Here is a 26831-nt window from a genome sequence, read left to right on the forward strand (position 1 = left end):
CTGCTGCCTAGCTGGCTTGGCGCAGGCTGCGGAGTTTGGATTTGACTTTTGCCGCACCTTTTGCCGCGCTCTCAGGAGAGCGGGCCTCTGGCGCCTGTTCTGCAATCAGCTTGGCAATGCGCCGGGAGGTTTCCTGAGCAACAAGGGCCTGGCGCCGTTTGCGGTATCTGGATGACATGGCGGCGATCAGGCTGACGGCTGCAGCCAGGATCAGGACAGCGGGCACCGCGACCAGAGGGTCGGCTGCAGGCTTGTAGGCGGCAATATAAACAACGCTGGCAACGATGCCGGAAGCGGCACCGCCAAGGGTTGCCAAGACGTCCTGCCAGGTGGAACTGTACATCTCGCGCCCGCAGGCTGCCTGTGCGTCGGTCCAGCGCGGGCTGGTTTGGGTGACCATGATCAACCTCCGTTCAGGCTGTCAAGGATAAGCGCGGCGCGCGAAAATTGCAATCTTTCCGGCCGTGGCCGCCGGCCGTTACCCGTCGCTTCCCCAGTCCTTGTCCTGCATTTCCCTGAGCCGCGAGGCGGTGCGCTCGAATTCAAAGGTGCCTTCACCCTCGACATAGAGCATCTCGGGCTGCGCCGCGGCGGAGCAGATCAGCCGCACCCGGGCTTCATACAGGGCGTCGATAAGGGTGACGAAGCGGCGCGCCTCGTTGAAGTTGTTGCGGCTGAGGCGGGGGATGTCCTCCATCACCAGAACTTTCACTTCCTCCGCGATGGCGAGGTAGTCGCCCGGCCCCAGCATCTTGCCGCACAAGTCATAGAAGCTGGCCCGCGCCACCCCGTTGCGGAAGGCGGGCAGGGTGACCTCGCGGCCCTTCACCTCCAGCGTCAGCGGCTGCGCCGGGCCGCCGGACAGATCCTCCCAGATCGCCCGGATCAAAGCGCGGGCCTCAGCGTCCACCGGCGCGAAATAGACCTGCGCCCCGGTCAGCCGGTCCTGGCGGTAGTCGGTGGGGCTGACCATCTCATGCACTTCCATCTGCGCCTTGATCAGGTCGATGAAGGGCAGGAACAGCTGCCGGTTCAGCCCGTTCTTATAAAGGTCGTCCGGCACCCGGTTGGAGGTGGTGATCACCGTCACACCAGCGGCAAACAGCGACTCGAACAGGCGGCCGACGATCATCGCGTCGGTGATGTCGGTGATCTGCATCTCGTCAAAGGCCAGCAAGCGCACCGAATCCGCCACGCCCTTGGCCACCGGCGCCAGCGCATCCTCCACGCCGTTCTGGCGGGCCTCATGCATCTGCGTGTGGATTTCCTGCATGAAGGCGTGGAAATGCACCCGGCGCGAGGGGATGCCGTCCAGGCTGTCCACAAACAGGTCCATCAGCATCGACTTGCCGCGGCCCACACCGCCCCAGAGGTAGAGCCCCTTGACCGTCTGGTATTCCGCCTTGCGGAAGAAGCCGCGCTTGACCGGCGGCGCCTTGAGGCCCTCGGCGATGCGGTCGAAATGGGGCAGGACGGCTTCCTGGGCCGGGTCGGGCTTCAATTCGCCCGCGTCGATCTTCTGCCGGTAGAGCGTGCTCAAATGGGTCATGCGCAAGGGATAGCGCGGCGGAAATGGGATGGGAAGCGGGGGAAGGTATATTGCGTTGAAGCCGGCGGCGGACAGGCTGATCCGGGCAACACATCAAAATTTCTTAATCATGCGCGCAAAATTCCTGATTTGACCGCTTGGCCAATTTCCTTGAGGGTTCCCCGGCCTGTCAGGAGAGACCCCATGGACCGTTCCGCGCCGCTGTTTACCCCCGTTCTGATCGTGGGCTGCATCATCATCATGGTGAGCTTTGCGGTGCGCGCGTCCTTTGGCGTGTTCCAGATCCCGATTGCCGAGGAGTTCGGCTGGCTGCGGTCGGAGTTTTCGCTGGCGATTGCGATCCAGAACCTGGCCTGGGGCATCGGACAGCCGATTTTCGGCGCCATTGCCGAGAAGATCGGCGATCGCAAGGCGATCATCATGGGGGCGATTGTCTATGCCGCGGGGCTGGTGCTGAGCGCCTGGTCGACGACGCCGTTCGAGATGCAGGCCTATGAGTGGCTGGTGGGCTTTGGCATCGCGGGCACCGGGTTTGGCGTGGTTCTGGCGGTGGTCGGGCGGGCGAGTTCCGACGAGAACCGGTCGATGTCGCTGGCGATTGTCACCGCGGCCGGGTCGGCGGGGCAGATTTTCGGGGCGCCTGCTGCGGAGTGGATGCTGGGGTTCCTGCCCTGGCAGACGGTGTTCCTGCTGTTCGCGGGCGTGGTGCTGGCGCTGATTGCGCTGTTGCCGCTGATGCGGGCGCCGGAGGCGGCCGGCACGGCGGAGCTGGAAGAGAGCATGGGGGCGATCCTGATGAAAGCCTTCAAGGATCCGTCTTATACGCTGATCTTCCTGGGGTTTTTCAGCTGCGGCTACCAGCTGGCCTTTGTCACCGCGCATTTCCCGGCGTTCGTGACAGAGATGTGCGGGCCGATCCTGCCGGGCGGCGCGCTCTATTCGATCGGGATCACCTCGACCTCGGCCTTGGGGGCGGTGGCGATCTCGCTGATCGGGGCGGCCAACGTGGGCGGCACGCTGCTGGCGGGCTATCTGGGCAAACGCTATTCCAAGAAATACCTGCTGGCGGCGATCTATGCCGGGCGGACGATTGCGGCGGCGGCCTTTATCATGTTTCCGATCACACCGCTCAGCGTCATCATCTTCTCGGTCGCCATGGGTTCCCTGTGGCTGGCGACGGTGCCGCTGACCTCGGGCCTGGTCGCGCATATCTACGGCCTGCGCTACATGGGCACGCTCTATGGCATCGTGTTCTTCAGCCACCAGCTGGGCAGTTTCCTGGGCGTGTGGCTGGGCGGGCGGATGTATGACGCTTATGGCGATTACACTCTGGTCTGGTGGATCGGTGTTGGCGTCGGGGCGTTCAGCGCGATTGTGCATCTGCCGGTGAAGGAACGGCCGCTGCGGGCGGCCCCGGCTGCGGTGGCGGCGTAACGCTGGCGGTTTATTCCGGGGCTGCCTGAGGGACCGGGGCGCTGCCCCGGACCCCGGAGTATTTTTACAAAGAAGAAGCAGAATGGCGTCCTGCAAGGATGTCAGATCAGGCCGCGGCGGTGATTTTGGGCGATGATCTCCAGCACCTCCTCGGTGTGGGTATAGGGCAGCCCGTGGCCTGCGCCCGCGATTTCTTCCTGCCGGACAGAGCGGGCGCGTTCGGCGAGGCGGCCGGCGGAGGTGGGCGGGATAACCGCGTCGTCCTGGCCCCAGATGGCCAGGGCCGGAACGCCCTTGCTGTGCAGGCTGCGGAGCTCTTCGGTGAAATCCTCGTTCAGGATGCCGCGCAGGGAGGCGAGCACGGCGGGGATGAACCCGCGGTATCCCAGTTCCTGCTGCTGCAGGTCGGCGATGCCCGGAACGGAGGACGGCAGATTGCGCTCCGCCTCGGTGCCGCGGATGTGCAGGGCGGGGTAGATGGCATGCATCAGCCAGTCCCCCAAGCCCGGCACATGGCGGATGAGATGCGTGACCCGGTCCGGGCTGCGGCCAAAGCCGGCGGGCGCCAGCAGGATCAGCTCGCGCAGGCGGGTGGGGTGGGCGGCGGCAAAGGCGGTGGCGATGGCGCCGCCCATGGAATAGCCGATCAGGGTGAAATCATCGCCCACCTCCTGATCCTCCAGCAGTTCCTCCAGCTGGGTGAGGAAGAAGGCGCGGTCCTGCGGCCCGGCGGGCCGGTCCGAGTAGCCGCGCCCGTAGAGATCGTAGGTCAGCACCCGGTAGCCCATCGCGGCCAGCCCCTGGGCGACGCCGTTCCAGACATAGGAGGGCGTGGTGAGCCCGTGCACGCAGACCGCGACGGGGCCGCGCAGGGGGCCGGTCCAGCGGTAGTGAGTGCAGCCGCCGGGCAGCTGCGCCAGCGCTCCGGGGGCGGTTTGCCGGGCCTTGGCATCCATCGGTTTGCGCAGCCGTTCACGCAGGAAGGGCGCAAGGGCGATAGCCAGAACGGCAAGGGCCAGCAGCCATGTCATGCCCGGGCCTTCCACTTCTGCAGAATGTGATGGCTGGTCATCAGGTCCATATGGGCGCCGCCGCCGTTCTTGAACAGGGTGATCTGTGCGGGGTCGAAGGCCGGAAAGCTGTCCAGGGCGTAGAAATCCGCCAGCACGTCGCTGCGCTGGATGGTGCCCGCGGCCAGCGGGATCTTGAATTCGCCGATGTGGTCCAGGGTGGTGTCGAAGCTGTCGCAGTAGATCTGCGCGCGCCTGAGCGCCTCGTCATCGGCCTCGCGCATGTCGGGGCGGTAGGCGCCGATCAGGTTGAGGTGCTGGCCGGGGCGGAGCCACTCGCCCTTGATCACCGGATCGGAGGACATGGTGCAGGTGACGATGATATCCGCCGCGCGCACCGCCGGTTCCAGGTCGGGTGCGTGTTTGGTGCCGGGGTACTGGGCGCAGAGGTCCTGCGCCTTGGAGCCGGTGCGGTTCCAGACCCGGATCTGCGCCTGCGGGAAACCGGCACCGAAAGCTTCGATCAGCGAGGCGCCGACGGTGCCCGCGCCGACGATCAGCACCTCGCGCGCCTCCGGGTTGGCCAGCCGCAGAGCGCCCAGCAGGCTGTCGCCCGCGGTTTTCCACTTGGTCACCAGGTGGAAATCCACCAGCGCCTCCGGCGTGCCGTCCTGATCCGAGTACAGGCAGACCGCCCCGTTGATCATCGGCTTGCCGGCGCCGGGGTTGCCCGGGAAGATGGTGGCAGATTTCACCGCCAGCCCCATGCCGTCGATCCAGGCGGCGCGGCTGAGCAGCGTGTCGGGATCGCGGTAGAGGAAGGTGTCGCCGATCTCTGCCTTGGGCAGATCATGGCCCTTGGCCAGCGCCTGCGCGAAGGTGATCCAGTCCAGAACCGCTTCGCCCTCTTCAAAGCTGATGAATGGGATGCTCATGTGCTTGTCTTACCTCCTGTGCGGGCCGTCTCAGGCGGCCTCTTGTTCCGTAAGCAGCCCCGCCTGCACCAGCCGGGCGGCAAAGGGGCCGGGGGCGGTGAACAGATGGGTCTGCCAGCCGCGCAAGCGGGCGGCTTCTATGTTTTCGGGGCGGTCGTCGGTGAACAGCAGCTGCTGCGGCGCCACCCCGGTTTCGCGTTCCAGAATGGCATAGATTTCCGGCTCTGGCTTGATGCATTTCAGATGCGCGGAAACAAATGTGCGGTCGAAGCCACGCAGGAACGGGTAGGTTCCGCAGGCCAGCTCAAAGGTCTCCGCGCCGAAATTGCTGAGGGCGAAGACCGGGACGTTCCTGGCCTGCAGCGCCTGCATCAGCCGGACGGTCCACGGGATCCTGCGCGGCACCATCTGCAGCCAGCAGTCATGCCACCAGCGGATTTCCCCGCTCCAGTCCGGGTGGGCGTCTGCCAGGGCATAGACGCTGTCGCGGAAGGGGCGGCCGCGGTCGACATTCAGGTTCATTTCGTGCAGCGGCACCTGTGCAAACAGCTGCTTGCGGCGGGCCTCGCCGATGCGGCTGTCGTAGAAGCGCTCCGGCTCCCACTCGATCAGCACGCGGCCGATATCAAAGACGACGGCTTGGACCGGCATCGGGCAGGGTCCTCCTTGTCTAGCCTTCCGCCCGCGGGCGGGGGCGGGCAGGGGCGCGGTTGCGGCGGGTCTCGCGCCAGACGGAGACCAGGCCGGAGGCGATGATCAGGCTGCTGCCGGCCCAGACCGCGGGTTCGGGCCATTCGTTGAAGATCAGCACGCCCCAGAGGACCGACATCGGCATGGCGATGTATTCGAACGGGGCGGCCAGGGCGGCCTCGTTCATGCGGTAGGCCTGGCTGACCAGGTAGCCGCCCGCCGAGCCGGCCAGGCCGACGCCGATCAGATAGGGCCAGTCTTCCGGCGCGGGCCAGATCCAGGCGCGCAGGATGAAGTCGAGCGCCGGGCTGTCGCCGGTGGCAAAGCGGTCGTCGCCGAGGGTGAGGCCTACGGCTGCGCTGATGATCAGGAATCCCAGCATCGGATAGAAGGCGAGCGTTGCGCCGGCCTCTGTCCCGCCGGCGCGGCGGGTCAGCACGTGCAGGGTGGCATAGCCGCAGGCGCCGAGGAAGGGCAGCAGCGCGGCGGCCTGAAAGGTGCCGGGGCCGGGCCGCATGATGATCAGAACGCCCAGGAAGCCCGCAAACACCGCGCCCCAGCGCCAGGGGCCGGGACGCTCGCCCAGGAACAGCGCCGACAGGGTGGTGACAATCAGCGGGGTGGCAAAGGCAATCGCCACCGCCTCGGCCAGCGGCAGGATCGCCAGGCCGGTGAAGAAGAAGATATTGGCGAAGATCACCACCAGGCAGCGCGCGAGGTGCAGTTTCGGCTGATGGGTGCGCAGCAGGTGATAGCCGCCCTCCAGCGGCACGATGACGGCGAGCATCACCGCAACCGCGATGACGGAGCGGAACAGGACGACCTCGTACAGCGGGTAATCGCCCGACAGGAACTTGAAGATCATGTCGATGACGGAGAAGGCGATGCCTGCGCCGGCGGCTGCGAACAGGCCGGGGACGCTGATCTTCACCTCTGCGCTCATGCCTGCTTCCTCCGGTTCCCTGCCCTTGATCAGTGGCGGACTTGGTCCGAGCGGGCAATGGGGCAGGGGCGGAAAAATGCAATTTTTCCGGGCAAAATTCCGGGGCGGAATTTTGTGCGCAGAACGGGAGGTTCGGGGCTTGGGGAGGGGTTTGATTTCTTGCTGAGAAGCGGTTCAGGGGCAGGTCTGCCCTGAACGCGCCTGTCCGAGTGTGGGGCGGCCTGATCCCGCGTCAAGGCCAGGCCGTGCTGCGCACGGTCCGCTGGCGCGGAGCCTTGACCCGAGAGCAGGCCTGTTTGACCCCTGTATTTGCGTTTGCGAACAGGGAGATCACGCAAAGTCATTGGGCAAGGAAGGCGGGTGCGCCTAGCCTCGGCGGTGAAATTGCAAGCGAGGCGGCCATGATCACCTGTTACATCACTTACGAAATTCATCCCGACAAGGTTGAGGTCTTTGAGATCTACGCCAAGGCCTGGATCCCGCTGGTGGAGCGGTTCGGCGGCACCCATCACGGCTATTTCCTGCCGCATGAAAGCGCCAATGACCTGGCGGTGGCGCTGTTTTCCTTCCCCTCGCTTGCCGCCTATGAAGACTATCGCGCGCGGAGCTTCGGGGATGAGGACTGCATGGCGGCATTCCGGTTCGCCAGGGAAAACGGCATTGTCCGGCGCTATGACCGGACCTTCCTGCGCCCCGTTCTGGAGGGGGATCTTGCGCCGTTGAAGGCAGCGATGGGCTGAGGCGCCTTAGCGGCCCGCCTTGGCGGCCCTGAGCTCGCGCTCCAGCGCGTCGAGGAAGCGGGAGCGGTCGGCCTTGGTGAAGCCCTTGCCGCCGCCCTGCACCCCCAGCGGGTTGGCGGCGCGCAGGTCGGCCATCAGGTCGCGCATCGCCAGCTGCTGGCCGATGTTGGCCTCAGTGAAGCGCTCGCCGTTGTGGCGCAGCACGCGTGCGCCTGCCTCGATGCATTTGGCCGCGAGCGGGATGTCGCCCGTCACCACCACATCGCCGGGGCCGCAGCGGTCTGCGATCCACATGTCGGCCACATCGGCGCCCTCGGCCACGATCACGGTTTCCACCAGCGGGTTCTGCGAAGGCCGCAGGCCGCCGTTGGAGACCACGAACATGCGCAGGCCGTGGCGGGTGGCGACCCGCTCGGCCTCCTGCTTCACCGGGCAGGCGTCGGCGTCGATATAAAGCGCAGTCACTCCGCCGCCTTCTTCTCAGCCTCGGGCTTGTTCTCCGCCTTGTCGTCAGGTTTGGCTTCAGGCTTGGGGGCGGGTTTGGCCTTGCGGGCGGGTTTCCTGACCTTGAACTCTTCCGGAATCGGCATCCGGTTGAAGGCGTCGAGGCCGGCGATTTTATACGCTTCGGCCAGGGTCGGGTAGTTGAAGGTGTTCTGCACGAAGTAGTCCACCGTGCCCTTGAGGTTCAGCACCGCCTGGGCAATGTGGATCAGCTCGGTAGCGCCTTCGCCGACGATCTGCACGCCCAGCACCCGGCGGGTTTTCAGCGAGAACAGCATCTTCAGCATGCCATGCTCCAGCCCCATGATGTGGCCGCGCGAGGTTTCGCGGAAACGGGCGACGCCGACCTCATAGGGAATGCCGCGCTCCTGCAGCTCTTCCTCGGACATGCCGCAGGTGGACATTTCCGGCACCGAGTAGATGCCATAGGGATACCAGGGGCTTTCCGGCAGGGTCGGGGTTTCCAGCGCGTGGCAGGCGGCGACGCGGCCCTGCTGCAGCGAGGTGGAGGCCAGCGACGGGTGGCCGATCACATCGCCGGTGGCATAGATATGCGGCACTGCGGTCTGGTACGTCTTGCGGTCCACGGACAGGCGGCCGCGGTGGTCGGTCTTGAGGCCAGTGGCCTCCAGGTTCAGCGCGGCGGTGGCGCCCATGCGGCCGGCCGCAAACAGCAGCATCTCGGCGCGCACGTGGCGGCCGTTGGCCAGGGACACCTCGATGTGCTCGCCGCAGTCCTCGATGCTGTCCACCGCGGAGCCGAGCCGCAGGTCGACGCCGTTTTCGCGGATCTGGTGGGTGAAGTCCTGGATCAGGGTCTTGTCGATGAAGTCGAGGAAGGTCTCGCGCGGCTCGATCAGGGTGACGCGCACGTCGAGGGCGGAGAACATGGTGGCATATTCCACCCCGATCACGCCGGCGCCAATAACCACCAGCGAGCGCGGGATCTCGGCCATTTCCAGAAACTCGTCACCATCGACCACGGTCTTGCCGTTGAACGGCACGTAATCCGGGCGGTAGGTGCGGGTGCCGGTGGCGATCAGGAATTTCTCCGCCGTCAGCCGGGTGGTTTCGCCGGCTTCGGTGGCCACCTCGACCTCGTTCGGGCCGGTGAATTTCGCCAGCCCGTTCAGCGTGTCCACGTGGTTTCGGTTGAACTGGTGCTCCAGCACGTCGACCTCGTAATCGAGGGTCATGTGCAGGCGCGCCTTCAGGTCCTCGGCGCCGATCTGGTCCTTGACGCGGTAGGAGCGGCCGTAGAACGAGCGTTCGCGCCAGCCGGAGAGGTTCAGCACGGTTTCGCGCAGGGTCTTCGACGGGATGGTGCCGGTGTGCACCGACACGCCGCCCAGCCGGTCCTTGCGGTCGATCACCAGCACCCGGCGGTGCAGCTTGCCCGCCTGGATGGCGGCGGCGCGGCCCGAGGGGCCGGAACCGATGATGATCAGGTCATAATCAAATTCGTCACTCATGGCCGCGTCCTTTGGTCTTAGTTCTGGTACAGCGCGTCGGCGTGGAAGGAGACATGCTCCTCCATGAAGGTCGACACGAAGAAATAGCTGTGGTCATAGTCCGGCTGCATCCGCAGGGTAGCCTGCTGGCGGCGTTCGGCGACGGCGTGGGCCAGCGCCTCGGGCTTCAGGAGATCGATGAACTGGTCGGAGGTGCCGGTGTCGATCAGGATCGGGCCGTCGAACCCTTTCTCGCGCATCAGCAGGGTGGCGTCATGCTTGGTCCAGGCGGCTTCATCGTCGCCCAGGTAGGCGCTCAGCTGCTTGCGTCCCCAGTCGGACTGGGTCGGGTTGGAGATCGGCGCGAAAGCAGAGACGGACTTGTAGCGGCCCGGCAGGTTCATCGCCAGCGTCAGCGCGCCGTGGCCGCCCATGGAATGGCCGGTGATCGCCTGGCGGTCCAGGTCGATGGAGAATTTCTCGCCCAGCAGTGCGGGCAGTTCCTCGGCCACGTAATCCCACATGCGGAAATGCGGCGCCCAGGGGTCCTGCGTCGCGTTCACGTAGAAGCCCGCGCCCTGGCCCAGGTCATAGGCGTCATCGTCGGCCACGCCTTCGCCGCGGGGCGAGGTGTCGGGGAAGACGATGGCGATGCCCTGCTCGGCGCACCAGGCCTGGGCGCCTGCCTTGGTCATCGCGTTTTCGTGGGTGCAGGTGAGGCCGGACAGATACCACAGCACCGGCACCGGTCCGTCCTTGGCTTCCTCCGGCAGGAACAGGCCAAAGGTCATGTCGCCGCCGGTGGCGCTGCTGGCGTGTTTGTAGACGCCCTGGGTGCCGCCAAAGGCGCGGTTCTCGGAAACGGTTTCCATGGGTGAGGCTCCTCAAAATCTGTTAGCCCTATCGCTATCCGCTGATTGCCGCAGCGTCCAGCGGGAGGGCGGCGGCAATTCCGGTTTTTGCGGCATGGGGCTTGCGAAACCGCAAACTTCGCGGGGGCAGGGCGCGGATTCCGGACCGGGCCGGCACAAAGGGCTGGCGCGAGGGAGGTGCTGGACAGCCGCGCCCAAAGCGGCGACAGTCTGCAGCCGGAGCAGCAGGGAGAGCAGGCCATGAGCAAGTTTCTGAGAGTGACCACCAGCGCCGCAGAGCCCGAAACAGAGCGCCCGGATCCGGCCAAGGTGATTTCCGGCGATCCGGTTTTCACGACCTGGAACGCGGAAGAGGCCGATGGGCTCTATTGCGGCATCTGGCAGGCGACGCCGGGGAAGTGGCGGATTGCCTATGATGAGTGGGAATACTGCCGGATCCTGGAAGGCCGTTCGGTGATCACCAGCGAGGACGGTACCGAATATCCGCTGGCGGCCGGCGACAGTTTCATCCTGCGGCCCGGCTTCCGCGGCACCTGGGAGGTGATCGAGACCACCCGCAAGGATTACGTGATCCGGCTTTAGGGGCCGGAGACCCAGGCGATCACCGCGGGCACGGTGATGATCGACACCACAGTGGAGATGAAGATTGCGGCGGAGGCCCGGTGCGGCGCCACGCCGTAGTGCTGCGCCAGCATGTAGACATTGCCTGCCACCGGCAGGGATGCGGCGGCGATGGCGACCGCGGCGGAAAACGGCGCGGCCGGGATCAGCCACAGCACCGCGACGGCAACGCAGAGCGGGTGCAGCACCAGCTTGGCAAAGCTGAGCCAGCCCGCGACCTGCACCCTCTCTGCCGACTTCGAGGCCAGCGAAGCGCCGATGGCAAAGAGGGCTCCGGGGGTGGCAGCACCGCCGAGGATGGTGAGGAAATCATTTGCGGGCTCCGGGATCGGCAGCGCCGAGGCCGACCAGGCAAGTCCCGCGACGATGGACAGGATCATCGGGTTCTTCAGCAGGCCCAGCCCAACCAGTTTCAGGGTTGCCAGACCTAGCCCCTGGCCGCGGCCCGCGTTGATCAGGATGACGATCAGCGAGGAGAACACCACCAGATCGACGCTGAGCACCACCATCATCGGCGCCGCGGAGGCGGGGCCGAACAGGATCGCCATCATCGGCAGGCCGAGGAAACCGACATTGCCGATTGCCGCGCACTGCGCCTCCACCGCCGCGGTGGGCACGTCCAGGCCGCGGATCATGGCAACGGCTGTCACCAGCAGGTAGACCGCCAGGGTGCCCGCCAGGTAGCCAAGGATCAGCGTGGGGTCGAAGACTTCGGCAAAGGACAGGTTGGCGGCAAAGCCGAAGATCATCGCCGACAGAGGGAAGTAGAACACGAAGCGGGTGAGATAGGCGGTGGCTTCCTCGGTGAAGAAGCGGCTGCGCCCGGCCCAGTAGCCGAGGCCGATGATTGCGAAGAAGGGCAGGGTGCGGAAGAAGATCTCGGCCATGGGGAATTGGTAACAAGAGCTGACCAATTGGCAAAGGCTGTTTTTTGGGCAGGCGTTGAACGGCCAGGGGCGTGCTCCCGCCTGTTCAGCGGCATTCTGACGAATGCCCTTCACTGTTGGGCGTGGCCCCGTGCGGTGCACGGGGCAAGGGTTTCTGCTGAGACGCGCTCTAAGGGCAAGTTTGCCCTGAGAGCGCCGTTTCAATTGTGAGACTGGCCGATCCCGCCTCAAGGGTAAACCGCGCTTGCGCGCGGCGGCTTTGCCGCCCTTGACCCAGGATCAGCCAAAAGCTCCAACTGCAGCGCGCCAGCGCTGCCGGGCCCAACCGTGGAGGGGCAGCCTTTGGCTGCTCCGGAGCGGGCGGGAGGGATTCCTTTGCTCCTAGCCGCTGCCGATCAGGGCGCCGGCGCCTAGGACCAACGCACCGCCCAGAACCACCTGCATCGTGGCGCGCCAGAACGGGGTCTGCATGAAGCGGTTCTGGATCCAGGCGATGGCCCAGAGCTCCACGAAGACGATCAGCAGCGCCAGCGTGGTGGCGGTCCAGAATTCCGGGATCAGATAGGGCAGGGCGTGGCCCAGCCCGCCGACGGTGGTCATGATGCCGGAGGCCAGCCCGCGCTTGATGGGGGAGCCGCGGCCAGAGAGTTCGCCATCGTCGGAGGCGGCTTCGGTGAAACCCATCGAGATGCCCGCGCCGACCGAGGCCGCCATGCCGACCAGGAAGGTGGTCCAGGTGTCCTGGGTGGCAAAGGCGGTGGCAAAGATCGGCGCCAGGGTGGAGACCGAGCCGTCCATCAGCCCGGCCAGCCCCGGCTGCACCCAGGTCAGCACGAACTGGCGGTGGGCGGCGCGGTCCTCATCGGCGCGGGTGTCCGCGTCCAGATGCGTCTCCTCCAGCGTACCGGCGCGGGCCTGGTGGCCGGCCTCGGCAGCGGCCAGATCGCCCAGCAGCTTGCGGGTGGCGGCGTCCCGGGTGCGGGCCGCGGCGGCGGTGTAGAAATGTTCGGCGTCGCGCTCCATCGCGCGGGCCTCGGCGCGGATGCGGTCCAGGCTGAGGTTCTCCATCAGCCAGATGGGGCGGCGGGCATAGAAGCCCGCCACATGTTCGCGCCGGATCAGCGGGATCGCAGGGCCGAACCGCGCCTCATGCAGGGCAATCAGCTGGGCGCGGTGCTCGTCCTCCTCGGCGGCCATGCCGTCGAACATCGCCGCCGTGGCCGGGTAGTCTGCGCGCAGCCGTTCGGCGTAGCCGCGGTAGATGCGCGCATCGTCTTCCTCGGAGGAGATTGCGAGGGCGAGGATTTCCTGGCCCGTCAAATCCGCAAAGTGTTTGCGCTGTGTGAAAAAACGCATCCGCCGCCCCTCAGTTTAGAATAATTCTAAACATAACGGTTCCGCGAGGGAGCGCAAGGCGGTACGGGTTATGCTGTTGCAATGCGGCGGCGCAGGCTACATTAGGCCCAGACCCCTACGCAGCCAACGGAGCCCGCATGAACCAGCAAGCCAGCGTCCTGCGCACCGGCCGGAAATTCGACCAGGTCCTGGAAGGCGCGCGCGAAGTGTTCCTGGCGGACGGGTTCGAGGGCGCCAGCGTCGACAAGATCGCCAAGGCGGCGGGGGTCTCCAAGGCGACGCTCTACAGCTATTTCCCCGACAAGCGGGTGCTGTTCATGGAGGTGGTGCGGTCTGCCTGCGTGCAGCAGGCGGATGAATCTCTGGAGCTGACGCCAGGCAGCTGCGGACCGCAGGATGTGCTGCGGGCGGCGGCGGAGCGGGTGCACGGGGTGCTGCTGGGCGGCTTCAGCCTGCAGCTGTTCCGGATCTTCGTGGCAGAGGCCGACCGGTTCCCGGAGCTGGGGCCGATGTTCTATGAAAGCGGGCCGATGGTGCTGCACGGGGAGATCCGCGACTATATGGAGGCCGCGGCGAAGCGGGGCGAGCTGGCGATCGAGGACGCCGATCTGGCCGCCGCGCAGTTCATCGAGCTGTGCAAGGCGGATATCTTCCTGCGGTTCCTGTTCAAGATCGATACCGAGTTCACCGAAGCCGAGCGCGAGCGGGTGATCAGCGGCGCCATCGACACCTTCATGGCGCGGTTCGGCACCTGAACCGGCGGCCTGGCCGGTCAGGACCCGGTCAATGCGTGGTGAAGCTGTTGGGCGTGTTGCGATAGGTCTCGTGGCAGCTGAGGCAGCTTTGCATCAGGCTGGGCAGGGTGCGGCGCAGACCGGTCAGGGACCGGGTGTTGAGGTTCCGGGCCGCGGTTTCGGCGCTTTCGGCGCGGGCCTTGAAGTCTTTCCAGCTGTGCCAGATCAGCGGCCGCGCATTGGAGCGCGGATCCAGCCGCGGTTTCTTGAAGTGCTTGCGGATGCTGCCGGTGGATCTGATCAGCTGCTTCCGGGCCGCGCGCGCCTTGCCGCGGTCGAAAGTGCTGCGCCCGGCCATCATGCCGGTCAGCACATCCATGGCGGCCTTTTGCGAGGTCATCAGCGCAATCCGCTTGGCCACATGCTTGCTGCTGCTGTCCCGGGCGGTCACCGGGGCGGTGCTGCCGATGGCCAGGGCAATGATCACCGCCAGCAGGGCGGCGGCTTTGGGCAGGCGGAAAGATGTCACGAGGCCTCCGGGCGGATTGACCGAATCAAAGAATGAGAACAAAATAGGAACATGCCGTATGTGCCTCCCGTCGTCTGGCGGCCTTCCGGCCCCTGCTGCCCCTTGCCTGCCCCGCTGCCCGCCCTGTTGTTCTGCACCTGTTGCCATGCCCCGCCGCCGCATTCTTTCGCTTTGGTTTCCGCGCCTTGGGGCGGAGCGCATCCTGCGGGCAGAGCGCGGCGGCATTGAGGGGCCGCTGGCCGTTGCCGAGGAAGTCTCCAACACACAGGTTATTTCTGCGTTAAACGCTGCCGCTTTGGCGGAGGGGCTGCAGCCTGGCCAGCCGCTGCGCGATGCCCATGCGATGTGCGCGGGCCTGACGGTGCGGCCGCGCAACCGGGCGGCGGAGGCGGCGTTCCTGGCGGCGCTGAGGCGCTGGGCGGGCAAGTTCAGCCCCTGGGTGGCGGAGGCGGAGCGCGACGGGCTGACCATCGACTTCACCGGCTGCGCGCGTCTGTTCGGCAGCGAGGCGGCGCTGATGGAGACGGCGGGGCGCGATTGCGCGGAAATGGGGCTGAGCGTGCAGATGGGGCTGGCCGACACCCTGGGCGCGGCTTGGGCGCTGGCGCGTTACACGGGCGAGGAGGCGGCGCCGGACCGCAGCGGCGATGCTATCGACCAAGAGGCGCGGGCGACCCGCGCCCGGGCGCAGAAGCGCGGCCCGGGGTATGGCGCCAAGCGCCGCCACTGGACCCGCGGGGGAGCTGCGCCGCAGCTGCAGGCACCGCCGCCGCAGATGGGGCGGATTGCCGAACCCGGGCAGGCCTATGGCGCGCTGGCGCCGCTGCCGGTGGCGGCCTTGCGGCTGGACAGCGCCACGGTGGCGCAGCTGAACCGGCTGGGCCTCCGGCGGATCGGTGATCTGCTGGGGCAGCCGCGGGCCAGCCTGGCGCGCCGGTTCGGGCGCGGGCTGGTGCTGCGGCTGGACCAGGCGATGGGCAGCGCGCCGGAGCCGGTCTCGCCCGCGCGCAGCCCGGATCATTTTGCGGTGCGGCTGACCCTGCCGGAGCCGATCGGGCTGATGGAGGATCTGCTGGCAGGCATTGACCGGATGCTGCCGCGGCTGTGCGCCCGGCTGGAGGCGCGCGGCAAGGGTGCGCGCAGCCTGCGGCTGGAGGCGCACCGCTGCGATCAGGAGATGGAGGCGGTGACCATCGGTCTGGCCCGCGCCAGCCGCGAGCCCGCCCGCATCCGCCCGCTGCTGGAGATGAAACTGGAGCAGATCGATGCGGGCTATGGCATCGACATGCTGCGGCTGGAGGTGCTGCAGGCAGAGGCAATCCACGCCCGCACCCCCGCCGGCCATGCCGAAGCGGGCGCCGCGGCGCGGGCGCGGCAGGAGGATGGCGCGGCGCTGGAGGATCTGATTGGCCGCCTGGGCGCGCGGCTGGGGCTGGAGGCGATCACCCGCTATCACCCGGCGGAAAGCCACATTCCGGAAAAGACCTTTACCGTGCAGGCCGCGGCCTGGTCGGAGCCTGCGGCTGGGGACTGGCCCTTGCCGCCGCGGCCGCGGCCGCTGCTGATCTGGCAGCCCGAGCTGGTCCATGCGCCGGAGCGGCCTGAGGTGCCGGAGCGTTTCCGCTGGCGCGGCCGGAACTGGGCGCTGGCAGAGGCCGAAGGCCCGGAGCGGATTGCCCCGGAATGGTGGCTGGAGGACCCCAGCTGGCGCAGCGGCGTGCGCGATTACTGGGTGGTGGTGACCGCCTGCGGCGCGCGGCTGTGGCTGTTCTTTGCCCATGGCGGCGTGCTGTCGCCGGGCTGGTTCTGCCATGGCTCGTTTGCCTGACAGGGCCGGACAGTACGGTGCGCGGCGAAGGGTTTTGCTTGGGTGTCCTTGCGCAAACCGCATAGGGTAAGGGGATGATCACACCGCGTTTCGATATTCTGGGCCAGGCCATCAGCGACGCCAGCCGCACGCAGATGCTGTGCGAGCTGATGGAGGGCCGCGCCTATACCAACAAGGAGCTGGCGGCGGCTGCGGGGGTGACGCCGCAGACCGCCTCGGCCCATCTGCGGCTGCTGCAGGATGCAGGCCTGGTGGTGGCGGAAAAGCGCGGCCGCTGTGTTTATCACCGGCTGGCGGGGGCGGACGTGGCCCATGCGCTGGAGCAGCTGGCGGCAATTGCGCCTGCGGACAGCCTGCACCGCGCCCAGCAACGCAAGGCGGGCGGGCTGGCGCAGCTGCGCAGCTGTTACGACCACCTGGCAGGCCCGCTGGCGGTGGCGATGACCCGGGCCCTTCTGGACCGCGGGATGCTGGTGGAGGAGCACGGTGCCTTTCGCGCGGTCCCGGCCGGCGAGTGGCTGAAACTGGGGGTGGTGCTGCCGGAGCGGCCGGGGCGCCAGCCCTTTGCCCGGCCCTGCCTGGACTGGACCGAGCGCAAGCTGCATGTGGCGGGGCCGATGGGGCGGCAGATCCTGGATCACGCGCTGGACAGCGGCTGGGTCAAACGGCACCGGCACAAGCGCGGGCTGATGCTGACGGCACCGGGGAGGGTGGCGCTGGAGCAGATTCTGGACCTGCAGTGCGGGGCGCTGGAGACGGCCTGAGAGGGCCTAATACAGGCTCTAATATTGGGCAAAACAAGTCCTTTGCACCTGTGCGCCTGCTGCATCACACGAAAAATCGAACGTTAAAAACCTTGATTTGCGGGGGGAAAGACGCAACCTTTTACGTATGAGCTTTGATCAGGTGCAGCCTTTTCCCGGATCTCCCATACCTCAGCAAGTCGCGTTTGACCGGCGGGAACTGTCGGTCATTCTTTCCTTGTACGGGCGGATGGTCGCCGCGGGTGAATGGCGCGATTACGGGATTTCTTCCTTGCGTGATCTGGCAGTTTTCTCCGTCTTCCGGCGCACGGCAGAGCATCCGCTCTACCGGATCGAAAAGCGCCCCAAGCTGCGCAACCGGCAGGGGCAGTATTCGGTAGTCGGCATGGACGGGCATATCCTGAAGCGCGGGGCGGATCTGAAGACCGTGCTGAGGGTGCTGGAGCGCAAGCTGATCCGCTCCGTGGAGTAGCCGCAAGGTTTGCGGCGGAGCGGGGACCGGAAAATTTGAATTTTCCGGCCAAAAATCTTTGAAAGATTTTTTTACTGCCTGCGGCGGCGGGCGGGTGTCACCCCAGCCTTTTGTGCGCGGTGACCGGGCCGTCGCCCTGGGCTTCGATCCGCTCGATTGCCGCGCCGATGGGCTCAAAGGCCACCGCCATGTCGTGGGCATTGGCGTGGATTAGCGTCTGAGCATCCCGCACCAGGGCCACGTGGCCCTTCCAGAACAGCAAGTCGCCGCGCTGGTAGTCGCCAGAGGGGGCAGGTTCTCCCAGCTCAGCCTCCTGCATGTCGCTGTCGCCAGGGCAGGGGATGCCGCAGGCCAGCAGTGCCGCCTGCACGAGGCCGGAACAATCGATCCCAAAGCGGCTGTTGCCGCCCCAGAGGTACGGCGTGCCGAGGAACAGTCCGGCAATTGCTGCCGGGTCGCTGGCATGGCTGCCGAGCAGCGACAGGTGGCGGGCCGGGAGGAAGCCCAGGTTGGTCTCCACGAACCGGCCGGTGCCGCCCAGCACCTGCACCCGGCTGCCGTGGCTGAGGGACAGTGTTTCGGGGGATTTGAAGTCATCCGCTGTATAGGCATGGGTGGCGGCGGCGCTGACCCAGTGGGTTGCCTCGAAAGGGGCCGTCAGGCTGGCGCTGGGCACATAGCCGACATAGGCATCCTTGGCCGCTTGCAGGAAGGACCAGCCGCCGCGGTCCTCATAGACCGTGACCGGCTCGCCATAGACAAGCTGGCGGTCGCGGTCGCCATCCGGTGCGCGCAGCAGGTCCGCAACCGGCACGCCGATGCGGGCGGCAATGCCTTCGACGCGCTGCAAACCCTCCGGCGCATCGTGCAAATGGGCCGCGGCAACGCGGGTGTTCGCCGGCGTGCGGCGGCGGTCTGACATCCCGGTCACAGCCCCAGCAGCTCCGGCAGCGCCGCAAACAGCGCCCGGCCGCCCTGGCCCGCGCCGCCCTTGGGACGGCCGGGGGCGGCGCTGGGGGTCCAGCCGTAGATGTCGAAATGCATGTAGCGGGTCTCTCCGGCAAAGCGGCGCAGGAACAGCGCGGCGGTGATGGAGCCCGCAAAGCCGCCCGCGGGCGCGTTGTCGAGATCGGCGATGCCGGGTTCGATCATGCTCTCATAGGGATCGTGGAAGGGCATCCGCCAGACCGGGTCGGCCGATGCCGCGGCCCCGGCCGCCAGCGCGGCCGCATCGGTGTCATGATCTGTGTAGAAGGGCGACAGGTCCGGCCCGACCGCGACCCGGGCCGCACCGGTGAGGGTCGCCATGGAGATCAGCAGGTCCGGTTCCTCCTCCGCTGCCAGCGCCAGGGCGTCGGCCAGCACCAGGCGGCCTTCGGCATCGGTATTGTTGACCTCAACCGTCAGCCCCTTGCGGGAGGTGAGCACATCGCCGGGGCGGAAGGCGGGGCCGGAGACGGAATTCTCCACCGCCGGAATAAGCACACGGAGCTGCAGCTCCAGCCCGGCGGCCATGATCATCCGCGCCAGCCCCAGGACATTGGCCGCGCCGCCCATGTCCTTTTTCATCAGCGCCATGCTGTTGCCGGGCTTCAGGTTCAGCCCGCCGGTGTCGAAACAGACACCCTTGCCCACCAGGGTGAGCTTGGGGCCGGTGTTGCCCCAGCGCAGGCCGATCAGCCGCGGCGCGCGGTCCGAGGCGCGCCCCACCGTGTGAATCAGCGGGAAGTTCTGCGTCAGCAGATCCTCCCCCAGGATAGTGGAGATTTCCGCGCCGAATTCCTCTGCCAGGACGGCGGCGGCGGCCTGCAGCTGCTCCGGTCCCATGTCGGAGGCGGGGGTGTTGATCAGGTCGCGGGTCAGGCATTCGGCCGCGGCCAGCGATTCGATGGCAGCGGCATCCACCCCTTCGGGGGCTTCCAGGGAGGCAGCCTCGCCCTTGGCTTCCTTGTAGCGGTCGAACCGGTAAGCGGTCAGAAGCCAGCCCAGGGACTCGGTCGCGGCGGCCTCAGCCGGCAGGCCGGAGGCAATCCGGTAGCTGCCCGCGGGCAGTTTCTGCGCCGCTTCGGCCAGCACAAAGCGGCGGCGCGCCCGCTGAGCGGCGCTGCCGTAGCCGCACAGGGCCATTTCAATGGTGCCATCGGCGCCCGGCACCGCCAGGGCCTGGCCGCAGGCGCCGGTAAATCCATGCGCCTTTGCCCAGGCCTGAACGCGCTGCGGCTGGCCTGAAAGCCAGCTTTCGAAACTGTCGCTAGCGACGGCATGCACGGGACAGGCGTCCGGGCTGGGTGCGGCAAAGACGGGCGGCATGTGGATACTCCGGTTGCGATCATTGCTGATGCGCCAGAGTAGCCGCCGCGGCGCGGCCTGCAAGCCCCGCGGGACGCGGAGCTGTCAGATCGTCATGTCCTGCTGGTCCCAGACCGCGGTGAGCGAGCGTTCCCCCACCCGCATCAGCCGGAACAGGATGGCGGCCACTGCCGGGGAATCCTCGGCATCGATGGCTGCGGTCACGTCATTGGCTATCGACGCCAGCGCCGTCATACCGATCTGATCGGCAATCGCGATCAGCGACCGGGCGCTTTTGCGCAGGTTCACCAGGTCATTCTGCCGCCACAGACGCTCGCAATGCGTCAGGCGGACGGCCATTTCTTCCACCGCCCGGCACACGACGTCTTCGGCGCCGGTCTCGCCAAGCTGCTCATAGAGCGCGGTGAGTTTGTCAGGATCGAGGCGCACTGTTTCCGAGTGCATTACTGTTAGTATATTGGCCACCACTTTCACCCAAATTCTTTATGCCCCCACGGCACGTCTGCCAATGTGCGCCCCACAGGTTTTCAAAAGGTTTCCGCCCGTCTGTTCAAATCTCTCGAATTTACGGACAATGCAGGCTATCAAACCCGGCAACACGAAGTTGACAGGACATCACAATGGAATTTGCCAAACCTCTGCCAAGCTATCTGGTGACCCGGTACCACGGCTGGAAGGCCACATCCTATGAGGAGAATCAGGGCTGGTACCGCCGCTTGGCGACCGAAGGGCAGCGGCCGCGGGCGATGGTGATCTCCTGCTGCGACAGCCGGGTGCATGTGACCTCAATCTTCGGGGCCGACCAGGGTGAGTTCTTCATTCACCGCAATATCGCCAACCTGGTGCCGCCCTATGCGCCCGATGGCGACCATCACGGCACCTCGGCGGCGGTGGAATATGCGGTGACCGCACTGAAGGTTTCGCATCTGATCGTGCTGGGCCATTCCCAGTGCGGCGGCGTGCAGGGCTGCATCGACATGTGCAAGGGCCAGGCACCGCAGCTGGAAGAAAAGACCAGTTTCGTCGGCCGCTGGATGGAGATCCTGAAGCCGAAGTTCGACGGCGTGGCGGATATCGAGGATCCGGTGCAGCAGGCGCGCCAGTTCGAGCGCCAAGCCGTTGTTGCGTCTATGGAAAACCTGATGACCTTCCCGTTCATCGAATCGGCGGTCAAGGCCGGCGAGCTGAGCTTGCACGGGCTGTGGACCGATATCGGCGAGGGCGGGCTGGAGTGTTATGACCCCAAGACCGGTACTTTCCTGCCGGTCTGAGGTCAGACCTTTTCTGTGCCGTTCCCGAATGCAGCCGCCAGATTGGCGGCTGCTTGCGTATAGCCGCCCGCGGCTCCGTCGACGAAATGCACGTGGCCTTCCTCAACCGGCGAGGGCACGATGCAAGTGACCAGGGCGGCGTCCTGTTCATGCAGCCCGAACTGCACCAGACCAGCCTCTGCCGCCTGCTCCAGGTGCTGGCGGATCCGGTCGCGGATCTCTGGCGTGCAATCCAGCGTCATCTTCAGCCCGTCGTCGAACTTGCGGAAATCCGAGTGTGCTTTGAGCACCGACAGGTAGTGGACCGGGTCGAATCCGCCGACCGGCCGTTTGCTGAAGAAGATCAGCCCGGCAAGGGCGCTGTGCGCCAGAAGATAAAGCTTCCGTAAAATCAGAGGGGTATTGCCGCGGGAAGACTGCGCCTCCAGGTGCAGCCCGGCAGGCGGAAAGCGCAGCCTGGGTCCGGTTTCGGGGACCGGGTGGCCGTTGTCCTTCAATTCGCCCGCCAGATCCAGCAGGCGGGAGGAGAATCGGCCAAAGGCCTGCGGGTCCGCGCCCGGTGCAGGCTGTGCGACCACCGACAGGATGATGCCGTTGCGTGCAGGTGTGTTGCTCCAGCGGCAGGAGAGACCGGAGAGATCGGGCGGCTCGGCCTGCGGGGCCGGCGGCACCTCAAAGGCGCCCGCCTTCATCTGCGCTTCGGCCCAGGCCAGGCCGCCGCCGCTGAACATGGCGAAATCGGCGTGGTCCGACACCGCATAGCGGGCGATTTTAACGTCCAGCCCCTCTGTCCGGATCCAGCCGAGCGGCAGCATGGCGGCGCGCAGGGTGACGCCGTATTCCGCCTCGGTCCAGCTGCGCAGGGAGGCCAGCACCTGTTCCGACGTTTCCCGGTGGCGCGGGGGCACCGCGAACGCTGCCCCGTCACCGCCGAAAACATAAGGGAACGCCTCGCCCTGCAGTGCGTTGCGCATGGCGGCAATCACTGCAGCGCCGATCATGTTCACGGTCTTGTAGCGGCCGGATGCAATCAGCGCGGTGGAGTTCACGATATCGGTGCAGCACAGGTGCCAGTCCGGCGGCAGCGGTGCAAACGCCTCTGGCGCGGACAGGCTGGCAAAGCTGCGGACCTTGGGGAGGCTGGTGTAGAAACTGTCCGTTGTCATGCCTTCCCGCCCCGGTGATTGGCCCTGGTGATCCGCCCCAGTGACCTGCGGTTTCTACCTAAACGAATTGTGCGCCGGGGCCAAACATGCAAGCTGTGCGGCGGAAACAAAAAACGGGGACGGAAAATGCAGGCGGGATTGATCTTGTTGTGCCTGGCCTATGTGCTGAGCCAGTTTTTCCGCGCTTTCCTGGGGGTTCTGACGGGGGTGCTGGGGCAGGACATCGGCGCGGCACCGGATGATCTGGCCAATGCATCCAGCCTGTGGTTCCTGTCCTTTGCCGCCATGCAGCTGCCGGTGGGCTGGGCGCTGGACCACGTCGGGCCGCGCAAGACGGCGTCACTGCTGCTGTTGCTGGGCGGCGGCGGCGGTGCAGCGCTGTTCGCGGCGGCCACGGGGCCCTGGCATGTCGGCGCGGCCATGTTCCTGATCGGCATTGGCTGCTCGCCGGTTCTGATGGCCTCCTATTACATCTTTGCCCGCCAGTATTCGCCCGCGCGGTTCGCGACACTCGCTGCGGTCATGCTGGGGGTGGGGTCGGCTGGCAATCTGGTGGCCTCCTATCCGACGGCGCTGGCGGTGGATCTGGTCGGCTGGCGCGGCACGCTGGCTGGGCTGGCGGCAATCTCAGTTTCAGTGGCGGCAGGAATTTTCCTGACCGTGAGCGACCCGGACAAGCCCGCGGGCGGGCACAAGGGATCGGTGCTGGATCTGCTGAAAATGCCTGTGATGTGGGCTATCTTCCCGCTGATGCTGGTGGCCTATGCGCCGTCCGGGGCGATCAGAGGCCTGTGGATCGGGCCATTTCTGAACGATGTCTACGGGCTCAGCACCCAGCAGGTCGGTTTGGCGGCCACGGTGATGGGGGCGGCGATGATTGCAGGCACCTTTGCCTATGGGCCGCTGGACCGGATGCTGGGCACCCGCAAATGGGTGATCCTGGGCGGCAACCTAATGGCCTGCGCCGCCCTGGGCGGGCTGATCCTGGCGGCGGGCGCGCCGGTCTGGCTGCCGGTGGCGATGATGGCGGCGGTCGGGTTCTTCGGCGCCTCCTTCCCGGTTATTATGGCGCATGGCCGCGCCTTCGTGCCGCCGCATCTGGCCGGGCGCGGGGTGACCCTGCTCAACCTGTTCGGCATCGGCGGGGTGGGAATCATGCAGTTTGCCACCGGGCGCATTCACGCGGGTATGGCCGGAGCGGACCCATCCTTGCCCTACACCGGCATTTTCGGCTTCTTTTTGGTGTGTCTGGCGGCAGGATGCGCAATTTATCTGCTCAGCCGCGACAGCATGGACTGATACAGGCCTTTAAACTTGCCGCCATAGGCATTATCACTCCGGCGCCGGCCATGAGGCCGGGCAAGACTGGAGAAACAGATAAATGGGTTACCGCATCGTCGTCGTTGGCGCCACTGGCAACGTGGGCCGCGAAATGCTGAACATCCTGGCCGAGCGCCAGTTCCCCGTGGACGAGATCGCTGCGCTGGCAAGCCGCAAATCTCTCGGCACTGAAGTCAGCTTTGGCGATAAGACACTCACTACCAAGGATCTGGACACCTTCGATTTTGCCGGCTGGGACATGGCGCTGTTTGCCATCGGCTCGGACGCGACCAAGAAATATGCGCCCAAGGCGGCTGAGGCCGGCTGTGTGGTGATCGACAACTCGTCGCTCTACCGCTACGACCCGGAAATCCCGCTGATCGTGCCGGAAGTGAACCCGCAGGCCGTTCACGAGTACAAGAACAAGAACATCATCGCCAACCCCAACTGCTCCACCGCGCAGATGGTTGTCGCGCTGAAGCCGCTGCATGACCGCGCCAAGATCAAGCGCGTCGTGGTGTCGACCTATCAGTCGGTGTCCGGCTCCGGCAAGGACGCGATTGACGAGCTGTGGGACCAGACCAAGGCGGTCTATAACCCGACCCAGGACGTGCCGCCGAAGGTCTACCCCAAGCAGATCGCCTTCAACGTCATTCCGCATATCGACGTTTTCATGGAAGACGGCTCGACCAAGGAAGAGTGGAAGATGGTCGCCGAGACCAAGAAGATCGTCGATCCGTCGATCAAGGTCACTGCCACTTGCGTGCGGGTGCCGGTGTTTGTCGGCCACTCCGAATCCATCAACATCGAGTTCGAGGACTTCCTGGACGAGGACGAGGCCCGCGACATCCTGCGCGAGGCGCCCGGCATCATGGTGATCGATAAGCGCGAATCCGGCGGCTACGTGACCCCGGTGGAATGCGTTGGCGACTTTGCCACCTTCATCAGCCGGATCCGCCAGGACTCGACCATCGAGAACGGCCTGAACCTGTGGTGCGTCAGCGACAACCTGCGCAAGGGTGCGGCGCTGAACGCGGTGCAGATTGCCGAGCTGCTGGGCCGTGAGGTCCTGAAGAAAGGCTGAGCCATATATCCTTTTGGCGAGGGGGCCGCTTCGGAAGAGGCGGCCCCTTTTCTTTTGCACGGCTGCCGGGGAGCAGGCGGGTCCGGTAATTTGAGGGGGACAGCAAAAAGTCAGCAGAGACAGAGGAATGAACGCCATGATCGCACTGCAGGATTTCAGCACCGCCACCCCCGCAACACAGATGCTTCCGTCGTTTGCCCCGCTGCAGCTGCCGCGGGAAACTAAGACCGCGGCGCGCCCTGCGCCGCAGCGCCAGCCTCTGCTGAACTGCGTGTCGGCGGCTGAGCTGAAGCGGCATGTCGCCAGTGATTTCACCTCTGCCGGAGACTGGTTCACCCTGTGCCGCGGGCTCCGCCGCAAAGGGTTCTGCCTGCGGATGCGCGGGGAGGACCTATGGCTCTGTGATGCGGCCAGCCTTACGGCGCTTTCCTCCTGCGAGGATCTGGGGTTCGACCCGGAGGAACTGCAACTGCGCTTTGGCCCGTCGCAGCCGCAGCGGCCCGCTGCCCAGGCCGCCTGAGCGCGCTGGCCAGGGTGGGGGCGGAGAGTTAGGCTTGGCATCAGGCGGGCGGTTATGGCCCGCCCTCATTTCCTGACCGAGAGATGCCCATGCGATTTTCCTTGATGGCCTTTGCCTTTTCCTCATTTGCTGTGACTGCCGCAGGTGCAGACACACTCCCCGTCAGCAGCACGGTGTCGGAAGTGACGCTGTACCCGGGTCTTGCGGAGGTCACCCGCAGCGCCGCGCTGACGCTGCCGGAAGGGCGGCACCGGCTGATCCTGCAGAACGTGCCCAAGACTGCTTTGCTGGAGACCCTTCAGGTGGAGATCGCCGGTGCCCGCCGTGTCGCCACTCTGCTGCGCGAAGACTATGTGCCGCCGCGCAATGCCGATGATCCAGAGGTGGAGGCCGCAGAGGCGCAGGTGCGCGAGGTTGAGGCGCGGATTGCAGCCGTCCGCGACGAAGCCGCGCGCGCACGGGCCGGGGTGCGGGCTGCGGAGGCCTCGATCACCTTCCTGCAGAAATTGGGGGCGAACGAGGGGCTGGCAGAGGCGGATGCCGCTGCGCTGAGCGCGATTGCCCGGATGATTTCCGTCGAGGCCGCGGGCGCCAGCCAGGCGGCTGTGGCGGCGGAGTCCGAGGCGCGCCGGATAGAGCTGCAGCTGGAGGATCTGGAAGAGGAGCTGGCAGAGGCGCAGGCGGCACTGGCGGCGATCACGCTGGAGGATGCCGACCGGCTGTTCATCGCGGTGGACATCGAGGCGGAGCAGGCGGGCGAAGGCGCCATCAAGGTGAGCTATTACACCGCGGGTGAGGGCAATATCGGCTGGCAGCCGTCCTACGAGATGCACCTCAGCACCGTGGCTGAACAGCAGGTGATCCTGAAACGCGCGGTGATGCTGGTGCAGGATACCGGTGAAAACTGGCAGGATGTGGCACTGACGCTGTCGACTGCGGTGCCGGGTGAACAGGGCAGCCCCTCTGCGTTGCACCCCTGGCTGCGCCGGATCGAGGAGCCGCAGCCGCCGCGGGCGCTGAAATCCATGGGGCAGGATGTGGCGGAAATGTCTGCGCTGGCAGAGCCGGCCGCCGCGCCTGTTCTCGCGGAGGAGGCCCGGAGCGGCTGGGGCGCTGATCTGGGCGGCGCGGCGGCGACTTACCGGTTTAGCCTGCCGGTGTCGGTTGCCTCCGGCGCTGACTTGCTGCGGCTGGAGATGGACAGCCTGACGGCAGAGGCAAAAGTGCAGGCGGTCGCAGTACCATTGCGGGATGAAACCGCCTACCGGGTGGCGACTTTTGCCAACACCTTTGGCGAGCTGCTGCTGGCCTCGGATGAGGTGCCGCGGTTTGTTGATGGCAAGCTGGTCTCTGTGGAGCATTTCGCCGGGCTGGCGCCGGGGGCGGAGATGGACGCAGGCTTCGGCCCCATCGAAGGCCTGCAGCTGCGCCGTGACGTGCTGGGGCAGAGCGAGGGTGAGCAGGGGCTGATCTCGCGCAGCAACGCACAGGTGCAGAAGGTGGAGATCACGGTGGAGAACCTGACCGCGCAGGACTGGCCGGTGCGGGTGCTGGACCGGGTGCCCTATTCGCAGCAGGACGACTTGGAGATCGAGTGGAGCGCCAGCCCGCGGCCCGCGGAAGAGAACGTGGAGAAGCAGCGCGGCATCCTGGCCTGGGATCTGGAGCTGGCGGCGGGCGAAAGCCGGACCATACAGCTGGACACCACGCTCAGCTGGCCCGAGGGCATGGTGCTGCGCTGAACCCGGCGCAACGCTTGGAAGCAGGGGAAGCGCTCCCGCCCGTCGTCAGGTATTGAAAATACCTTCCTCCCGTTGGGCGTGGGGCCGCGCAAGGCGCGG

At 66.3% G+C, this 26831-nt stretch carries 28 protein-coding genes; 12 read left to right on the plus strand and 16 right to left on the minus strand.

Going from position 1 to position 26831, the window contains the following annotated elements; all coding sequences use genetic code 11:
• Positions 1 to 7: 7 nt before the first annotated feature.
• Positions 8 to 400 (minus strand): hypothetical protein, encoded by a 393-nt coding sequence (locus ACFMBG_RS13840; protein ID WP_421055286.1) that lies wholly within the window; start codon positions 398 to 400, stop codon positions 8 to 10.
• A gap of 78 nt (positions 401 to 478) precedes the next feature.
• Complete coding sequence (zapE, locus tag ACFMBG_RS13845; RefSeq protein WP_421055287.1) at positions 479 to 1549, minus strand: cell division protein ZapE; 1071 nt, start codon at positions 1547 to 1549, stop codon at positions 479 to 481.
• 183 nt (positions 1550 to 1732) lie between these two features.
• Between zapE and ACFMBG_RS13850 the strand changes: the two genes are divergently transcribed.
• The gene (locus tag ACFMBG_RS13850) at positions 1733 to 2983 is read left to right on the plus strand and encodes an MFS transporter (RefSeq protein WP_421055288.1); all 1251 of its coding nucleotides are present in this window, start codon (positions 1733 to 1735) and stop codon (positions 2981 to 2983) included.
• Between the two features lie 101 nt (positions 2984 to 3084).
• Here ACFMBG_RS13850 and ACFMBG_RS13855 read toward each other — a convergent pair whose 3' ends face one another.
• The 4 genes from ACFMBG_RS13855 to ACFMBG_RS13870 are packed head-to-tail and all read right to left on the minus strand — an operon-like array spanning position 3085 to position 6561.
• A complete protein-coding gene (locus tag ACFMBG_RS13855) occupies positions 3085 to 4014 on the minus strand; it encodes an alpha/beta fold hydrolase (RefSeq protein ID WP_421055289.1) in 930 nt (309 codons plus the stop codon).
• Positions 4011 to 4928 carry an ornithine cyclodeaminase family protein gene (locus tag ACFMBG_RS13860; protein WP_421055290.1) on the minus strand — a complete coding sequence of 306 codons (918 nt, stop codon included), beginning with the start codon at positions 4926 to 4928 and terminating at the stop codon, positions 4011 to 4013. The genes ACFMBG_RS13855 and ACFMBG_RS13860 overlap by 4 nt, the downstream gene beginning before the upstream one ends.
• 30 nt (positions 4929 to 4958) lie before the next feature.
• The gene (locus ACFMBG_RS13865) at positions 4959 to 5579 is read right to left on the minus strand and encodes an HAD family hydrolase (RefSeq protein WP_421055291.1); all 621 of its coding nucleotides are present in this window, start codon (positions 5577 to 5579) and stop codon (positions 4959 to 4961) included.
• 19 nt (positions 5580 to 5598) lie between these two features.
• A complete protein-coding gene (locus ACFMBG_RS13870) occupies positions 5599 to 6561 on the minus strand; it encodes a DMT family transporter (RefSeq protein WP_421055292.1) in 963 nt (320 codons plus the stop codon).
• 401 nt (positions 6562 to 6962) lie between these two features.
• On the opposite strand from ACFMBG_RS13870, the gene ACFMBG_RS13875 reads away from it, so the two are divergent.
• Positions 6963 to 7301: an NIPSNAP family protein gene (locus tag ACFMBG_RS13875; RefSeq protein ID WP_421055293.1), complete on the plus strand. Its 339-nt coding sequence runs from the start codon at positions 6963 to 6965 to the stop codon at positions 7299 to 7301.
• A gap of 6 nt (positions 7302 to 7307) precedes the next feature.
• On the opposite strand, the gene ACFMBG_RS13880 is transcribed toward ACFMBG_RS13875, so the two are convergent.
• The 3 genes from ACFMBG_RS13880 to fghA are packed head-to-tail and all read right to left on the minus strand — an operon-like array spanning position 7308 to position 10128.
• The gene (locus ACFMBG_RS13880; protein WP_421055294.1) at positions 7308 to 7766 is read right to left on the minus strand and encodes a YaiI/YqxD family protein; all 459 of its coding nucleotides are present in this window, start codon (positions 7764 to 7766) and stop codon (positions 7308 to 7310) included.
• Complete coding sequence (gene sthA / locus ACFMBG_RS13885; RefSeq protein WP_421055295.1) at positions 7763 to 9277, minus strand: Si-specific NAD(P)(+) transhydrogenase; 1515 nt, start codon at positions 9275 to 9277, stop codon at positions 7763 to 7765. The genes ACFMBG_RS13880 and sthA overlap by 4 nt, the downstream gene beginning before the upstream one ends.
• 17 nt (positions 9278 to 9294) lie before the next feature.
• Positions 9295 to 10128 carry an S-formylglutathione hydrolase gene (gene fghA, locus ACFMBG_RS13890; RefSeq protein ID WP_421055296.1) on the minus strand — a complete coding sequence of 278 codons (834 nt, stop codon included), beginning with the start codon at positions 10126 to 10128 and terminating at the stop codon, positions 9295 to 9297.
• 240 nt (positions 10129 to 10368) lie between these two features.
• Between fghA and ACFMBG_RS13895 the strand changes: the two genes are divergently transcribed.
• Complete coding sequence (locus ACFMBG_RS13895) at positions 10369 to 10710, plus strand: cupin domain-containing protein (protein WP_421055297.1); 342 nt, start codon at positions 10369 to 10371, stop codon at positions 10708 to 10710.
• On the opposite strand, the gene ACFMBG_RS13900 is transcribed toward ACFMBG_RS13895, so the two are convergent.
• Both ACFMBG_RS13900 and mbfA read right to left on the minus strand, forming a co-directional pair.
• Complete coding sequence (locus ACFMBG_RS13900; protein ID WP_421055298.1) at positions 10707 to 11636, minus strand: AEC family transporter; 930 nt, start codon at positions 11634 to 11636, stop codon at positions 10707 to 10709. The two genes, ACFMBG_RS13895 and ACFMBG_RS13900, sit on opposite strands and share 4 nt — an antisense overlap.
• 381 nt (positions 11637 to 12017) lie before the next feature.
• Positions 12018 to 12992 carry an iron exporter MbfA gene (gene mbfA / locus ACFMBG_RS13905; protein ID WP_421055299.1) on the minus strand — a complete coding sequence of 325 codons (975 nt, stop codon included), beginning with the start codon at positions 12990 to 12992 and terminating at the stop codon, positions 12018 to 12020.
• A gap of 137 nt (positions 12993 to 13129) precedes the next feature.
• Here mbfA and ACFMBG_RS13910 point away from each other — a divergent pair, with 137 nt between their 5' ends.
• Positions 13130 to 13747 (plus strand): TetR/AcrR family transcriptional regulator, encoded by a 618-nt coding sequence (locus ACFMBG_RS13910; RefSeq protein WP_421055300.1) that lies wholly within the window; start codon positions 13130 to 13132, stop codon positions 13745 to 13747.
• A 28-nt stretch (positions 13748 to 13775) separates the two neighbouring features.
• Here the strand turns inward: ACFMBG_RS13910 and ACFMBG_RS13915 are convergent, their stop codons facing one another.
• A complete protein-coding gene (locus ACFMBG_RS13915; RefSeq protein WP_421055301.1) occupies positions 13776 to 14255 on the minus strand; it encodes a c-type cytochrome in 480 nt (159 codons plus the stop codon).
• A 145-nt stretch (positions 14256 to 14400) separates the two neighbouring features.
• Here ACFMBG_RS13915 and ACFMBG_RS13920 point away from each other — a divergent pair, with 145 nt between their 5' ends.
• From ACFMBG_RS13920 to ACFMBG_RS13930, 3 genes are all read left to right on the plus strand, one after another.
• The gene (locus ACFMBG_RS13920) at positions 14401 to 16083 is read left to right on the plus strand and encodes a Y-family DNA polymerase (RefSeq protein ID WP_421055302.1); all 1683 of its coding nucleotides are present in this window, start codon (positions 14401 to 14403) and stop codon (positions 16081 to 16083) included.
• A gap of 74 nt (positions 16084 to 16157) precedes the next feature.
• Positions 16158 to 16847, plus strand: a complete 690-nt coding sequence (locus ACFMBG_RS13925; protein ID WP_421055303.1) for an ArsR/SmtB family transcription factor — start codon at positions 16158 to 16160, stop codon at positions 16845 to 16847.
• Positions 16848 to 16974: 127 nt separating this feature from the next.
• Positions 16975 to 17319, plus strand: coding sequence for a DUF2794 domain-containing protein (locus ACFMBG_RS13930; RefSeq protein WP_421055304.1), 345 nt, complete (start codon positions 16975 to 16977; stop codon positions 17317 to 17319).
• Positions 17320 to 17416: 97 nt separating this feature from the next.
• On the opposite strand, the gene ACFMBG_RS13935 is transcribed toward ACFMBG_RS13930, so the two are convergent.
• From ACFMBG_RS13935 to ACFMBG_RS13945, 3 genes are all read right to left on the minus strand, one after another.
• Entirely contained in the window at positions 17417 to 18241 is an 825-nt protein-coding gene (locus ACFMBG_RS13935) for a C40 family peptidase (protein ID WP_421055305.1), read from the minus strand.
• 5 nt (positions 18242 to 18246) lie between these two features.
• Positions 18247 to 19629, minus strand: coding sequence for a leucyl aminopeptidase family protein (locus ACFMBG_RS13940; protein WP_421055306.1), 1383 nt, complete (start codon positions 19627 to 19629; stop codon positions 18247 to 18249).
• 84 nt (positions 19630 to 19713) lie between these two features.
• Positions 19714 to 20073 (minus strand): hypothetical protein, encoded by a 360-nt coding sequence (locus ACFMBG_RS13945; RefSeq protein ID WP_421055307.1) that lies wholly within the window; start codon positions 20071 to 20073, stop codon positions 19714 to 19716.
• Positions 20074 to 20249: 176 nt separating this feature from the next.
• On the opposite strand from ACFMBG_RS13945, the gene ACFMBG_RS13950 reads away from it, so the two are divergent.
• Complete coding sequence (locus ACFMBG_RS13950; RefSeq protein WP_421055308.1) at positions 20250 to 20900, plus strand: carbonic anhydrase; 651 nt, start codon at positions 20250 to 20252, stop codon at positions 20898 to 20900.
• Between the two features lie 2 nt (positions 20901 to 20902).
• Here the strand turns inward: ACFMBG_RS13950 and ACFMBG_RS13955 are convergent, their stop codons facing one another.
• Positions 20903 to 22066, minus strand: coding sequence for a DUF3095 domain-containing protein (locus ACFMBG_RS13955; RefSeq protein ID WP_421055309.1), 1164 nt, complete (start codon positions 22064 to 22066; stop codon positions 20903 to 20905).
• A 126-nt stretch (positions 22067 to 22192) separates the two neighbouring features.
• Between ACFMBG_RS13955 and ACFMBG_RS13960 the strand changes: the two genes are divergently transcribed.
• The 4 genes from ACFMBG_RS13960 to ACFMBG_RS13975 all read left to right on the plus strand — a co-directional run bounded on the left by ACFMBG_RS13960 (position 22193) and on the right by ACFMBG_RS13975 (position 26732).
• Positions 22193 to 23365, plus strand: coding sequence for an MFS transporter (locus ACFMBG_RS13960; RefSeq protein ID WP_421055310.1), 1173 nt, complete (start codon positions 22193 to 22195; stop codon positions 23363 to 23365).
• A gap of 82 nt (positions 23366 to 23447) precedes the next feature.
• Positions 23448 to 24470, plus strand: a complete 1023-nt coding sequence (locus ACFMBG_RS13965) for an aspartate-semialdehyde dehydrogenase (protein WP_421055311.1) — start codon at positions 23448 to 23450, stop codon at positions 24468 to 24470.
• 136 nt (positions 24471 to 24606) lie between these two features.
• Positions 24607 to 24990, plus strand: coding sequence for a hypothetical protein (locus ACFMBG_RS13970; RefSeq protein WP_421055312.1), 384 nt, complete (start codon positions 24607 to 24609; stop codon positions 24988 to 24990).
• Between the two features lie 89 nt (positions 24991 to 25079).
• Complete coding sequence (locus ACFMBG_RS13975) at positions 25080 to 26732, plus strand: DUF4139 domain-containing protein (RefSeq protein WP_421055313.1); 1653 nt, start codon at positions 25080 to 25082, stop codon at positions 26730 to 26732.
• Positions 26733 to 26831 lie beyond the last annotated feature (99 nt).

Origin of the sequence: Leisingera coralii, assembly GCF_049056525.1 — a bacterium.
Classification (GTDB): Bacteria; Pseudomonadota; Alphaproteobacteria; order Rhodobacterales; family Rhodobacteraceae; genus Leisingera; species Leisingera coralii.